Origin of the sequence: Streptomyces indicus (assembly GCF_900100315.1) — a bacterium.
GTDB classification, from domain to species: domain Bacteria; phylum Actinomycetota; class Actinomycetes; order Streptomycetales; family Streptomycetaceae; genus Streptomyces; species Streptomyces indicus.
Genome location: NZ_FNFF01000003.1, coordinates 296,686 through 310,189, shown reverse-complemented (window position 1 = coordinate 310,189; position 13,504 = coordinate 296,686). Strand labels below are relative to the sequence as shown.

Below are 13,504 nucleotides of genomic sequence, written 5' to 3'. Positions count from 1 at the left end.
CCGGGTTTGTAGGCATAAGCTGCCGTTATGGGTACACGGGTCAACGCAGGTCAGGAGCCGGTCGAGGCCGACCGGCTCGCCCATCGGGTGCCCGAGCTCGGGGCCCTGCAACTGCTGCTCGCGGTGGCCCGGCTCGGCAGCCTCGGGCGCGCGGCCAAGGAGCTCGGTATCACCCAGCCGGCCGCGAGCAGCCGGGTGCGGGCGATGGAACGGCAGCTGGGCGTCGCCCTCGTGGACCGTTCGCCGCGCGGCTCCAAGCTCACCGCCGCGGGCGCGCTGGTCACGGACTGGGCGCGCCGGATCGTCGAGGCGGCGGAGGCCTTCGACGCCGGGGCGCAGGCCCTGCGCGACCGGCGCGACCAGCGGCTGCGGGTGGCCGCCAGCATGACCATCGCGGAGTACCTGCTGCCCGGCTGGCTGATCGCGCTGCGCCACCAGCGTCCCGAGACGGCGGTCCAACTCCTCGCGGGGAACTCGCAGTTCGTGGTGGAACGCCTGCTCGCCGACGAGGTCGACCTCGGCTTCGTCGAAGGGCTCACCGTGCCCTCGGGGCTCACCGGCGCGGTGGTCGCGCGCGACCATCTCGTGGTGGTGGCCGCGCCCGGCCACCCCTGGGCCCGCCGCCGTTCCCCCCTCGCTCCCGAGGAGCTGGCGCGGACACCGCTCATCCTGCGCGAACACGGCTCGGGCACCCGCCAGGTGCTCGACGCGGCGCTCGGTGGCCTCGCGGATCCGCTGATCGAGCTGGCCTCCACCACGGCAGTGAAAGCCGCCGTCCTCAGTGGCGCGGGTCCTTCGGTGCTCAGCGAGCTGGCGGTGGGGGAGGAGCTGGCGGCCCGCAGGCTGGTGCGGGTCCCGGTCGAGGGGATCGCTCTCGACCGGGCGCTGCGCGCCGTGTGGCGTACGGGGCACCGGCCGGTCGGACCGGCGCGGGATCTGCTGTCGCTGACGCGCACCGGCTGAGTCGGTCCGTGCCGCTGGGTTCGGTCCGTGCCGCCGGGCACGGACGGAGCCGTACCTGCGTCAGCCGCCCCGTACCGACGAGGCCGCTGCCGCCGCCACCAGCCCCCGCATCACCCGCAGATCCGTCCCCATCTCCGGATGCCACTGCACGCCCAACACCCAGCCCGGCCCGGGCAGTTCGACCGCCTCCACCGTGCCGTCCGCCGCGTGCGCACAGGCCACGAGGTCGCGGCCGAGGCGGTCGACGGCCTGGTGGTGGTACGTCGGGACCTCGTCAGGACCCGGCACCAGCGAGGCGAGCCGGGTGTCCGGCACGGGCTGCACCTTGTGCGAACCGAACTCGCCGACCGGTCCGGTGTGCCCGTCCAGATGCTGTACCAGTGTCCCGCCCAGCGCGACGTTGAGCAGCTGCATCCCGCGGCAGATCCCGAGCAGCGGCACACCGGCGGCCAACGCCGCGTCGATCAGGGCGAGTTCCCAGGCGTCGCGGTCCCGCGCGGGCGGCCCGGTCCGCGGGTGCGGCTCGGCCCCGTACCGTACGGGCTCGACATCGGGACCACCGGCGATCACCAGGCCGTCCAGGCGCGCCACCGTCGCCGCCGCGTGCGCCGGATCGTCCGGCGGCAGCATCGCCGCGAGCCCGCCCGCTGCCTGCACCAGGCGTGGGTAGCCGACGGGCAGCAGGGCCGCGTCGAGCTCCCACACACCCCAGCGGGCACCCGACTCCATGTACGTGCTGACCCCGATCAGCGGCCTGCTGCTCACCCGTCACCCTCCAAGGAACGTCGAGAACCGATCCCTCCACTCTGCCCGCTGCCGCGCTAGTCGCGCTTCAACTCGGCCTCCGCCTCGGCCAGTGCGGCGAACTCCTCCTCGGGCGCCTTGGCCACCAGGTGGTGCCGGCTGTAGATCCCGAAGTACGCGATGGCCACCACGTACACCGCCAGCGCGATGAAGGCCGCCGTGACATCCACCAGGAAGGTCGCGACCAGCGCGGAGAGCGCGAGGACCAGCGCGATGCCCGAGGTCGCGATGCCGCCGGGGGTGCGGTACGGGCGGTGGAGTCCCGGCTCGCGGCGGCGCAGGACGATGTGCGAGAGGGACATCAGGGCGTACGAGATGGTGGCGCCGAACACCGCGATGTTGAGCATCCGGGCACCGTCGCCGCTGCCCGCGGCGAGCGCGAAGCCGATCGCGCCGGGCACCAGGAGACCGAGGTAGGGCGCCTTGCGGCTGCTGGTGAGAGAGAGGAAGCGCGGCAGATAGCCCGCCCGCGAGAGGGCGAACAGCTGGCGCGAGCCCGCGTAGATCAGCGAGAAGAAGGAGGCCACCAGGCCCGCGAGCCCCGCGTAGTTGATGATGCGGCTGAGCGAGGTCGCCTCGCCGTCCGGCTGGAGCGCCTCGACCAGCGGGTTGCCCGCCTCCTGGATCGCGGCCGAGCCGCGCGCGCCCGCCGAGGCGAAGAAGGTGAGCAGGGCCAGGACGACGAGGATCGCCATCGACCAGCGGATGGCCTTGGGCAGCGTACGGGCCGGCTCGCGGGTCTCCTCGGCGGCCAGCGGCACCCCTTCGACGCCGAGGAAGAACCACATGCCGAACGGGAAGGCCGCCCAGATGCCCAACAGGCCGAACGGCAGCCAGGAGTTGGCGCCGAAGGCGCTCTCGTCCACCTTGATGTCGTTCAGGCCGCTCGCGTCGAACTCCATGAACGCGCCCACCGCGAAGATCAGCAGCGCGGCCACGGCGATGCCGGTGACGACGAAGCTGAAGCGCAGCGCCTCGCCCACGCCCCACAGGTGGATGCCGATGAAGAGGATGAAGCAGGCGAGGTAGACCGGCCAGCCCGACTCCAGGCCGAACAGGCCGAGCGACTCGACGTAGTCCCCGATGAAGATGGAGATCGCGGCCGGCGCCAGCACGTACTCGATGAGGATCGCCGTACCGGTCAGGAAGCCGCCCCAGGGGCCGAGCGCGCGCCGCGCGAAGCCGTAACCGCCGCCCGCGGTGGGCAGGATGGCGGAGAGCTCGGCGAGCGAGAAGACCATGCACACGTACATCAGGCCCATGAGGACCGTGGCGATCGCGAGACCGCCGAAGCCGCCTTCGGCGAGGCCGAAGTTCCAGCCCGAGAAGTCGCCGGAGACGACATAGGCCACGCCGAGGCCGGTGAGCAGCAGCCAGCCGGCGCTGCCGCGCTGGAGGGCGCGCCGCTTCAGATACTCGTCGTCGCTGTCGCCGCCGACGGTGGGTGGGGTGTTGCCGCTCTCTGGACGCGCTTGGGTCATCACTGGGCTCCCGCTCAGGGCCGGTGGGCATCGGGTGGCTTCAGGTGCCTTCAATGGAGCGAGTGCATACCATTGCGGTGCGGCCGCGCGGAGCGCAAGTCCCTTGCGTTACTTTCCGGTTACCGCGGTGCCCAACCTGCGCCCGGCGTCTTGTGCCTGGTTACGTGAGGAAGCCCGTGCAGGGTTACGTGCGGAAGCCCATGCAGGGTCACGTGAGGAAGCCCCGCAGCAGCGCCGCCGTCCCCGCGCAGTGCTCGCGCATCGCCGCCCGGGCCCGCCCCGGATCCCCGTCGAGCACGGCCTGTACGAGGGCCGTGTGCTGCGCCTGCGAGTGCTCCAGGTTCCGTACGAGCAGGGGTATGCAGTCCAGGAGGTCGTTGACCTGCGCGCGTACGGCCGCGTAGTGGGCGGTCAGCGAGGGGGAGCCGGAGAGCTCGGCGAGCGTCAGGTGCAGCAGGGTGTCGCGGCGGCGGTAGTCCGCGAGCGGTGCGTCGTGCGTGGCCGTGAGCGCCGAACTCAGGTGCTGCGCCTGCTTCTTGGTGAGCGGTCGGGAGGCGCACAGCTCGGCGGCGCCGGTCTCCAGGACCTCGCGGAAGCGCAGCACGTCCTCCACGTCCACGTCCTTGATGCGGCGGCGCAGCTCCGCCTCGCCGGTCGCGTCGGGGCGCGCCCGCACGAACGTGCCGCCGTAGCGCCCGCGCCGGCTCTCCACCAGGCCCTCGTCCTGGAGGACGCGGAGCACCTCGCGCAGCATCACCCGGCTGATGCCCAGCTGTTCGGCCAACTCCCGCTCGGCGGGAAGCCGTTCACCGGCCGCGACCAGTCCCAGGCGGATGACCTGGAGGATCTGCTCCAGGGCCTCCTCGAAACCGTTGCCCGCGCGCACCGGACGCAGGACCCGCGCGAGCCGGTCCATCCGTTCGGCTGTGGTCATCGGCCGTTTCCCCTTCCCAAGGAATGGTCTGAAGCAATACCTTAAGCCACCCCGGCAGAAGCCACTCCGGTACGCCCAAGAAGGAGTCCCCGTGGCCCACCGCACCGCCCCGCTGGGCGTCGAGGAGCTGCGTGCCCTCGTCGCGAGCGGCGAGATCGACACCGTCGTCCTGGCCTTCCCGGACATGCAGGGCCGCCTGCAGGGCAAGCGGTTCGCCGCCGGCTTCTTCCTCGACGAAGTGCTCGAGCACGGCACCGAGGGCTGCAACTACCTCCTCGCCGTGGACACCGAGATGAACACGGTCGACGGGTACGCGATGTCCAGCTGGGACCGCGGCTACGGCGACTTCGCCATGCATCCCGACACCGACACCCTGCGCCGCGTCCCCTGGAACGAAGGCACCGCGATGCTCATCGCGGACCTCGCCTGGAACGACGGCGGCCCCGTAGTCGCCGCGCCCCGGCAGATCCTGCGCCGCCAGCTGGAGCGCCTGGCCGAGCTCGGCTACACCGCGCAGGTCGGCACCGAGCTGGAGTTCATCGTCTTCCGGGACAGTTACGAGGAGGCCTGGGACCGCGACTACCGCGGCCTGATCCCGGCCAACCAGTACAACATCGACTACTCCGTCCTCGGCACCGGCCGCATCGAGCCGCTGCTGCGCCGCATCCGCAACGAGATGGGCGCGGCCGGTCTGACCGTCGAGTCCGCCAAGGGCGAGTGCAACCCCGGCCAGCACGAGATCGCCTTCCGCTACGACGAAGCCCTGGTCACCTGCGATCAGCACGCCGTCTACAAGACGGGCGCCAAGGAGATCGCCGCGCAGGAGGGCATGGCCCTCACCTTCATGGCCAAGTACAACGAGCGCGAGGGCAATTCCTGCCACATCCACCTCTCGCTGACCGACGCCGAGGGCGCCAACGTCATGCCGGGGGCCGACGGGCACGGCATGTCCGATGTGATGCGCCACTTCCTCGCGGGCCAACTGGCCGCGCTGCGCGAGTTCTCACTGCTCTACGCGCCCAACATCAACTCGTACAAGCGCTTCCAGCCCGGCTCCTTCGCGCCGACCGCCGTCGCCTGGGGTCACGACAACCGCACCTGCGCGCTGCGCGTGGTCGGCCACGGCCGCTCCACCCGCTTCGAGAACCGGCTGCCGGGCGGCGACGTGAACCCGCACCTCGCCGTCGCGGGCATGGTGGCCGCCGGTCTGTACGGCATCGAGCAGCGGCTCGAACTCCCGGACGCCTGCCCGGGCAATGCCTACACCGCCGACTACGAGCACGTCCCGACGACCCTGCGCGAGGCGGCCGAGCTGTGGGAGAACAGCCCGATCGCCAAGGCCGCCTTCGGCCCCGAAGTGGTCGCGCACTACCGGAACATGGCGCAGGTCGAGCTCGACGCCTTCGACGCCGCCGTCACGGACTGGGAGCTGCGGCGGTCGTTCGAGCGCCACTGACGGCGCCTCGCTGCACGGTCCCTTGGTCCCCGTACACCCGAAAGTCCCTTGCTTCCCGCACACCCGCACCTGTGAGGACTGACTTGCCCCACGAGCACCATTCCCATGAGGCCCCGCTCCGCGAGCACCAGGTACTCAACCCCGCGACCGAAGAGCTGGTCGCGACCGTCCCCGCCACCACCCCCGCCGAGGTCGACGCCGCCGTGACCCGTGCGGCCCGCGCGCAGGAGGCCTGGGCCGCACTCGCCCCGGCCGACCGCGCGCGGATCCTGCGCAGAGTCGCCGACACGATCGACCAACACAGCGAAGACCTGGCTCAGTTGGAGGTGCGCGAGGCGGGGCACACCATCGGCAACGCCCGCTGGGAGGCCGGCAACGCCCGTGACCTCTTCGCGTACGCCGCCGGGGGAGTGGAGCGCCTGACCGGGCGGCAGATCCCGGTCCCGGGCGGCATCGACGTCACCTTCCAGGAGCCGCTCGGCGTCATCGGCGTGATCGCACCCTGGAACTTCCCGATGCCGATCGCCGCCTGGGGCACCGCCCCCGCGCTCGCCGCGGGCAACGCCGTCCTGCTCAAGCCCGCCGAGACCACCCCGCTCACCGCCCTGCGGCTGGCCGAACTCGCCCTGGAGGCAGGCCTTCCCGAGCACCTCTTCCAGGTCCTGCCCGGCGCGGGCGACGTGGCGGGCGACGCGCTGGTGGTGCACCCGGGCGTAGCCAAGATCGTGTTCACCGGCTCCACCCGCGTGGGCAAGCAGATCATGGCCAAGTGCGCGGACCAGGTGAAGCGCGTCACGCTCGAACTCGGGGGCAAGAGCCCCAACATCGTCTTCGCCGACGCGGACATCGAGGCCGCCGCCGCGGCCGCCCCCATGTCCTTCCTCGACAACTCCGGCCAGGACTGCTGCGCCCGCACCCGCATCCTCGTGCAGCGCTCGGTGTACGACCGCTTCCTCGGCCTGCTCGCCCCCGCCGTCGAGTCGGTGGTCGTGGGCGACCCGGCGGACGAGAAGACCCAGATGGGCCCGCTGATCTCCAAGTCCCAGCTGGAGCGGGTGCGTTCGTACGTGCCCGACGTGGCAGCGATCCGCGGGACGGCACCGGACGGGCCGGGCTTCTGGTTCCCGCCGACCGTCCTGACGGACGTGGACCCCTCGGCCCCGGTGTGCGTCGAGGAGGTCTTCGGGCCGGTCGCCGTGGTGCTGCCCTTCGAGGACGAGGCCGAGGCCGTACGCCTGGCCAACGCCACCTCGTACGGCCTCTCGGGCTCCCTGTGGACCCGCGACGTGGGCCGCGCCCTGCGCGTCTCCGGCGCGGTCAAGGCGGGCAACCTGTCCGTCAACTCGCACTCCAGCGTGCGCTATTGGACCCCCTTCGGGGGGTACGGCCAGTCGGGCCTCGGCCGTGAGCTCGGCCCCGACGCCCTCACCGCCTTCACCGAGACCAAGAACGTCTTCATCAGCACGGAAGGTCCCGCACTGTGACGCAGCAGCCCGCATCCACCGAAGCCCCCGTCTGCCGCCGCCTCGTCGGCCGCACCGCCGTCATCACCGGAGCCGGCAGCGGCATCGGCCTCGCCACCGCACGCCGGCTCGCCGCCGAGGGGGCGCACGTGGTCTGCGGCGACATCGACGAGACCGCGGGCAAGGCCGCCGCCGAGGAGGTGGGAGGCACGTTCGTACGGGTGGACGTCACCGACGCCGAACAGGTCGAGGCGCTCTTCAAGACGGCCTACGACACCTACGGCTCGGTGGACATCGCCTTCAACAACGCCGGGATCTCGCCGCCCGACGACGACTCGATCCTCGACACCGGTCTGGAGGCCTGGAAGCGGGTCCAGGAGGTCAACCTGACCTCCGTGTACCTGTGCTGCAAGGCGGCCATCCCCTACATGCGCCGCCAGGGCAAGGGTTCCATCATCAACACGGCCTCCTTCGTGGCCCGCATGGGCGCGGCCACCTCGCAGATCTCGTACACGGCCTCCAAGGGCGGTGTCCTCGCCATGTCCCGTGAACTGGGCGTGCAGTTCGCCCGCGAGGGCATCCGGGTCAACGCACTGTGCCCGGGGCCCGTCAACACCCCGCTCCTTCAGGAGCTGTTCGCCAAGGACCCCGAGCGCGCGGCCCGGCGCCTCGTGCACATCCCGGTCGGCCGCTTCGCCGAGGCCGAGGAGATCGCCGCCGCGGTGGCCTTCCTCGCGAGCGACGACTCCTCGTTCGTGAACGCCACGGACTTCCTGGTGGACGGCGGCATCTCCGGTGCGTACGTGACCCCGGTGTAAGGAGTTCACGTTGATACGGGCGGTGGGTGGCCGTGGTCGCGGGGAGGCCCGGGAAGCCCCGGAACCCGGTGTACCCCGCCGGACACCACCGCCTAGGGTGGCCGGATGAGCATGCCCCCGACGCCGGCCGGCTGGTACCAGGACCCCGAGGCGCCGTCCCACGAACGCTGGTGGGACGGCACCGCGTGGACCCCGCACCTGCGCATCGCGCAGGGGCAGGGGCTGGATCCGGGGCAGGGCCAACAGGCCGGTCAATCGGGACAGTTCGGCCATCCTGGACAGTTCGGCCAGCCGGGTCAGTCTGGGCAGTTCGGTCAACCTGGGGAGTTCGGGCAGTCCGGCGCGACCGGAGGGTTCGGTCCGCCCGGGTCGGCCGGCTCCGGAGGCCCGGGCGGGACGGGCGGGCGCGCGAAAGTGGTGGCCCTGGCGGCGGCCGGGGTGGTCCTCGTGGCGTCGATCGTCACCGGCGTGGTGGTGCTCGGCAAGGACGACAAGCCCGACCCCGGCGCCGCTACCCGTACGAGCCCGACGGCCGAGGCCACGTCCCCGCAGGAGACGCCGGAGCAGAGCGAGTCCTCGGCGCCCGCGGGCGACCCGAAGGTCCTCGAGGACCAGCTCAACGGGATCACGCTGCCGATACCCGACGGCTGGGAGAAGCCGCAGCACACGGTCGAGAAGGCCGTCACGATGACAACCGAGGGCACCTACGACTGCCCCGGCGACGCGGGGTTCTGCCACCACGGCAGGGTCACCTCGCGCACCGCGGCGGCCGGCGCCGGCACGGATCCGGAGACGGTCGCCAAGAGCGACATCCCGGAGGCCGCCAAGCGCTTCTACGACCGCGACGTGGTCGACCGCCGCCCGTACAACGGCATCGCCTCGCACAGCGAGCTCAAGGCCGAGCGGGTCGTGGTCGCCGGCTCCACCGGCTACCTGGTGCGCTGGCGGGTCAGGACCGAGGCGGGCGCCGGCGGTTACGTGCAGTCCGTGGTGTTCCCCAAGCCCGGCAGCGAATCCCTGGTCGTCGTGCGCTTCGCCTTCGACGCCGTGGAGGGGCCGCCCCTGGCACTCATGGACGAGATCACCGACGGCATCCGCCGCATCGGCGACCAGGGCGGCACCGACGGAGGGGTCGGCTCGACCATCGCACCGTGAGCGCGCCGGCCCGCCGCGGGTGCGGCCCCTCGCAGGAGCGAGGGCGGGCCGTCAGAGGAAGGTGTGCCCTTCCCCCCGGTACGTGGGCACCGTCGCCGTGATCCGGTCGCCTTCGACCAGGTGTAGCGCATCGAAGCGCTCGCACAGCTCACCGGCCTTCGCATGCCGGAACCACACCTTGTCACCGATCCGCAGGTCGTCCGCGGGCGACCCGAGCAGCGGGGTCTGCACCTCGCCCGCGCCTTCCTGCGGGTCGTAACGCAGACCCTCCGGCAGATACGGCACGGGCGAGCGGTCCTGGCCCGCCGCACCGGAGGCGGGATAGCCGCCGCCGAGGACGGTGACGACCCCGACCCCGGGCCTGCGCACCACGGGCTGCGCGAAGAGCGCGGCCGGACGGGCCGTGAACGAGGTGTAGTTGTCGAAGAGCCGCGGCACATACAGCCCCGACCCGGCCGCGATCTCCGTGACGGCCTCCTCCGCGGCGGTGTGCTGCACGCTCCCCGTGCCGCCCCCGTTCACGAATTCGAGACCGGGCGCCACCGCCCGCACCGCGCGCACGGCCTCCGCCCGCCGCGCGGCCAGCTCGCGCCGCGCGGCACTCTGCATCGCCCGGATCGCCCGGGACCGCAGCGGCCGTCCCGCCAGCGCGTCACCGACCCCGGCGACATGCCCCTCGTACGCCATGATCCCGACCAGCCGGAACCCCGGCGTGCGGTCCACCGCCCGGGCCAGATCGGCGAGTTGGGCGGGGGAGTGCAGCGGGGAGCGGCGCGCCCCGATACGGATCCGGCCGCCCAGGAGCTTCAGGGCGGTATCGAGTTCGAGGCAGACCCGTACCTCCTCCCGCCCGCCGTCCCGCGCCGCGTCGATCAGCCGCAGCTGCGCGGGATCGTCGATCATCACGGTCACCGCGGCGGCCAGCTTGGGGTCGGCGGTCAGCTCGGCGAAGCCGGCGCGGTCCGCGGACGGGTACGCCAGCAGGACGTCCTCGAAGCCGGAGCGCGCGAGCCACAGCGACTCGGTGAGCGTGAACGACATGATCCCGGCGAAGCCGTCCCTGGCCAGGACCCGTTCGAGCAGCGCACGGCAGCGCACCGACTTGCTGGCCACGCGGATCGGCTTGCCGCCGGCCCGCCGTACGAGGTCGTCGGCATTGGCGTCGAACGCCTCCAGGTCGACGATGGCGAGAGGCGCGTCGAGCTCGGCGGTGGCGCGGTCGTAGCGGGCGCGATCAGAGGCCAGGGCTGTCATGGAGGCAGCCTGCCAGACACGATTACCCCGTGGTAGGGGGATGATCCGGACAGATCGTCCCTGACCTGCGGACTGGTTCCCGCATGCACACCGCGAGACCGTAGAGTGACGCGCAGGCAGGGTGGAACGGGCCTGTCCCCGCAGGTGATCGAGACGGGTGACGGGCGCCGGACGCCCGCCGCAGGCGTCCACATCGGCGGCCGGCGAGGGCCCGGTCCGTGAGTACGGTGAACGGGGGGTGGATGAGCATCGAAGCGCAGCGCGCCGACATCCCGCCGCGCCCCGCGTCCCCGCCTCCGCCGCTCCCGTCCACGCGGCTGCCGGACCATGCCCCCGTGCCGGACCCGGCGGCGGCCGACGACCTGCCGCCGAATGAGGACGGCAGCACGACGCCGCCCACCGGCGTTCCCGTTCCGCACCGGGCCCCTGCGCCGCCCGCAGCTCCGACCGGACCGCCGCTGCGCGCGGACGCCGTGGCGAACGGCCGAGCGGCCCGCGCCCGCCGCGCCGCCGAGGGCGCTGCGGCCGTCGGTTCCGGCAGCGGAGCCCCCGGCCCCGTACCGCCGAGGCCTGCCGTGCCGCCCAAGCCGCCGGGGGCGCCGCTCACCGGCGACGGCACGTCGGGTGCCGCACCTGTCAACGAGGGGGCCACGCAGGGCAGTTCGCCTTCCCGTTCGCAATCCTCTCCGCTGACGGCCGGTGATCGGCACGCCGGACCTGCCGCCGCAGCTCGTACGGAGACGGGCCGCACCTCCCGTACGGAGAGGGGCAGTTCGTTCCGTACGGAGATCGGGAGCTCGTTCCGTACGGACACGAATCCGGACACGGAGCCGGAGACGGGGCGCACCCCACCCGGCCCGGAGACCCCCGCCGAGACCACCACCCGGCTGCGCCCCGTGACCGCAGGACCGCTGCCGCCCGAGACCGCGCGGCGCCCGGTCACCGGGGCATCGCGTCCCGGCCTGCCCGCGGCGCACGGCACCGCGCCCCCGCGGCACCGTCGCCCCGTCGGTTCCGTGGACCTCACCCCGCGGCCCGACGCCGGCCCTCCGCTGGTCTTCATGCCACCCGCCGCCTTCGACGACCACACCACCCGGCTGCGGCCGGTCCGCCGCAGCCGTGCCCGGGTCGCCGCCGCGGCCACCTGCCTGGTGCTCGGCGTCGGGCTCATCACCGGTGCGGTGACCGGCAGTTGGCTGACCGGGGAGTCCGGTGCCGCCTCCCGTGACGCGAGCGTGTTCGCCGCCGCCGCGGACGCCTGGCACAGCCAGCCGGTCGACACCCTCTTCCCGCCCACCGTCGTGGGCGACGGCGCGGGCCCCGGCGGCGCGGACCGCCGCTGGACCCGCCTCGGCGTCGCACCGGACACCACCTGCGCCAAGGGCCTGGACCCGATGCTGCGCAAGGCGCTCGAACCGGCCGGCTGCGCACGGCTCGTGCGCGCCACGTACACCGACGCCACGCGCAGCCATGTGACCACCGTCGGCATGGTGTTCACCAAAGCCGACGCCGAGGCGATGGGCGCCCTGCGCACCCGTTTCGCGAAGGAAGGCCTCGCCGCGCACCCCGACCTCATGCCGCTGACCCACCCGGTCAAGGGCACCGTCGCCGAGGGCTTCGGGCCCCGGCAGCGGGCCAGTTGGAGCGTGTCCGTGCTCAGCGACGCGCCGGTCGTCGTGTTCGCGGTCTCCGGCTTCGCGGACGGCCGTACGGTCGACGCCCCCGAGCCGGCCGCGAAGGCCATGGCCGAGGGCGCCACCAGCGCGCCCGCGCAGTCCGGACTCGGGCACGAGGCGAAGGGCCTGGCCGACCGCATCGAGCGGGGCCTGCGCAAGAAGGCCGCCGAGGCCGCGGAGGAAGAGTCGTGAGTTCGCGTTCCACCGGCCGCGGTCCGTGGCCGCGGTCCACTCGCCGTGGCGGTACGGGGCCCCGGTCCACCGGCGGCCGGCCGCGGCTGCGGTCTCTCGGCGCCGTGCTCCTCGCCGGCGGCCTCGTCGTGCTGCCGGCGAGCAACGCGCACGCCGACACCATCCGCGCCCAGCAGTGGGCCCTTGACGCCCTGGACGCCGACAAGGCCTGGGCCACCACCAAGGGGCGTGGCATCACGGTCGCGGTCCTCGACACCGGCGTGGACGGCACCCACCCCGACCTCAAGGACAACGTCCTCAAGGGCAAGGACATGATCGGCTTCGGCGCCCGGCAGGGCGACAAGGCCTGGGCCCGGCACGGCACCAACATGGCCGGCATCATCGCGGGCCACGGGCACGGCCCGGGCAGGGCGGACGGTGTCCTCGGCATCGCGCCCGAGGCGAAGATCCTCCCCGTGCGGGTGATCCTCGAGGACGGCGACAAGTCCCGTACGAAGGCCCGCAACACGCGCGGCACCGCCCTCGCGGACGGGATCCGCTGGGCCGCCGACCACGGTGCCGACGTGATCAACATGTCGCTCGGCGACGACAGCGAGTCCGCGCACGCCGACGCCCGCGAGGACGCCGCGGTGCAGTACGCGCTGAGCAAGGGCGTGGTGGTCGTGGCCTCGGCCGGCAACGGCGGCGAGAAGGGCGACCACATCTCGTACCCGGCGGCCTACCCCGGCGTCATCGCCGTCACGGCCGTCGACCGCTACGGGGCGCGCGCCTCGTTCTCCACGCGCCGCTGGTACGCGACCGTCAGCGCGCCCGGGGACGACATCGTGATGGCCGGACCGGACCGCGAGTACTACAAGGGCTGGGGCACCTCGGCCGCCGCCGCGTTCGCCTCGGGCGTGGTGGCGCTGATCCGCTCCGCCCACCCGGACCTCGACCCGGCCCAGGTCAAGCGTCTGGTGGAGACCACCGCGGAGGACTCGCCCGCGGGTGGCCGCGACGACTCCTTCGGCTACGGGTTCATCGACCCGGTGGCCGCGATCGAGGCGGGCGCGGAGCTCAAGCCCGCGGCGGCACAGGCCTACCCGAAGAAGTACTTCGGCCAGGGCCCCGCCAAGCGCGAGACGGACGCGGGGACATCGAGCTGGCTCGGCCTCGCCGTGGGCGCCGTGGGCGCAGGCCTGCTGGTGGCGGCGACGGTCCTGTGGCGCACGCGACGCCCGACCTGAGAACCCTGGCGACGGGCCCGACCTGAAAACCCGGCACCGGACCTGTCCGGAAAACCCCGGCACCGGGCCTGCTGGTGGCGGC

Annotated in this window: 11 protein-coding genes; 7 read left to right on the top strand and 4 right to left on the bottom strand. The window is 73.0% G+C overall.

The annotated features are described in order from the left end of the window. The first annotated feature begins 27 nt into the window (after positions 1 to 27). Positions 28 to 963 (top strand): LysR family transcriptional regulator, encoded by a 936-nt coding sequence (locus BLT97_RS10930; protein ID WP_093608626.1) that lies wholly within the window; start codon positions 28 to 30, stop codon positions 961 to 963. A 60-nt stretch (positions 964 to 1,023) separates the two neighbouring features. Here the strand turns inward: BLT97_RS10930 and BLT97_RS10925 are convergent, their stop codons facing one another. The 3 genes from BLT97_RS10925 to BLT97_RS10915 form a co-directional block, all read right to left on the bottom strand. Continuing rightward, positions 1,024 to 1,728, bottom strand: coding sequence for a gamma-glutamyl-gamma-aminobutyrate hydrolase family protein (locus BLT97_RS10925; protein ID WP_093608624.1), 705 nt, complete (start codon positions 1,726 to 1,728; stop codon positions 1,024 to 1,026). Positions 1,729 to 1,784: 56 nt separating this feature from the next. Then, positions 1,785 to 3,248, bottom strand: coding sequence for an ethanolamine permease (gene eat, locus BLT97_RS10920; RefSeq protein ID WP_093608622.1), 1,464 nt, complete (start codon positions 3,246 to 3,248; stop codon positions 1,785 to 1,787). A gap of 208 nt (positions 3,249 to 3,456) precedes the next feature. Continuing rightward, entirely contained in the window at positions 3,457 to 4,182 is a 726-nt protein-coding gene (locus tag BLT97_RS10915; RefSeq protein WP_093608620.1) for a FadR/GntR family transcriptional regulator, read from the bottom strand. Between the two features lie 91 nt (positions 4,183 to 4,273). On the opposite strand from BLT97_RS10915, the gene BLT97_RS10910 reads away from it, so the two are divergent. The 4 genes from BLT97_RS10910 to BLT97_RS10895 all read left to right on the top strand — a co-directional run bounded on the left by BLT97_RS10910 (position 4,274) and on the right by BLT97_RS10895 (position 9,074). Then, positions 4,274 to 5,638, top strand: coding sequence for a glutamine synthetase family protein (locus BLT97_RS10910; protein WP_093608618.1), 1,365 nt, complete (start codon positions 4,274 to 4,276; stop codon positions 5,636 to 5,638). Positions 5,639 to 5,721: 83 nt separating this feature from the next. Next, a complete protein-coding gene (locus tag BLT97_RS10905) occupies positions 5,722 to 7,122 on the top strand; it encodes an aldehyde dehydrogenase family protein (protein ID WP_093608616.1) in 1,401 nt (466 codons plus the stop codon). Continuing rightward, positions 7,119 to 7,919: a 3-oxoacyl-ACP reductase gene (locus tag BLT97_RS10900; RefSeq protein WP_093608615.1), complete on the top strand. Its 801-nt coding sequence runs from the start codon at positions 7,119 to 7,121 to the stop codon at positions 7,917 to 7,919. Before BLT97_RS10905 ends, BLT97_RS10900 begins: the two co-directional genes overlap by 4 nt. Before the next feature lie 105 nt (positions 7,920 to 8,024). Next, on the top strand, positions 8,025 to 9,074 hold the full coding sequence (locus BLT97_RS10895; protein WP_107407006.1) for a DUF2510 domain-containing protein: 1,050 nt from the start codon (positions 8,025 to 8,027) through the stop codon (positions 9,072 to 9,074). 51 nt (positions 9,075 to 9,125) lie between these two features. On the opposite strand, the gene BLT97_RS10890 is transcribed toward BLT97_RS10895, so the two are convergent. Further along, the gene (locus tag BLT97_RS10890; protein WP_093608613.1) at positions 9,126 to 10,328 is read right to left on the bottom strand and encodes an amino acid deaminase/aldolase; all 1,203 of its coding nucleotides are present in this window, start codon (positions 10,326 to 10,328) and stop codon (positions 9,126 to 9,128) included. Between the two features lie 242 nt (positions 10,329 to 10,570). Between BLT97_RS10890 and BLT97_RS10885 the strand changes: the two genes are divergently transcribed. Both BLT97_RS10885 and mycP read left to right on the top strand, forming a co-directional pair. Next, positions 10,571 to 12,196: a hypothetical protein gene (locus tag BLT97_RS10885; RefSeq protein WP_245769249.1), complete on the top strand. Its 1,626-nt coding sequence runs from the start codon at positions 10,571 to 10,573 to the stop codon at positions 12,194 to 12,196. A gap of 86 nt (positions 12,197 to 12,282) precedes the next feature. Then, positions 12,283 to 13,422, top strand: a complete 1,140-nt coding sequence (gene mycP / locus BLT97_RS10880; RefSeq protein WP_093609040.1) for a type VII secretion-associated serine protease mycosin — start codon at positions 12,283 to 12,285, stop codon at positions 13,420 to 13,422. The last annotated feature ends 82 nt before the right edge of the window (positions 13,423 to 13,504 follow it).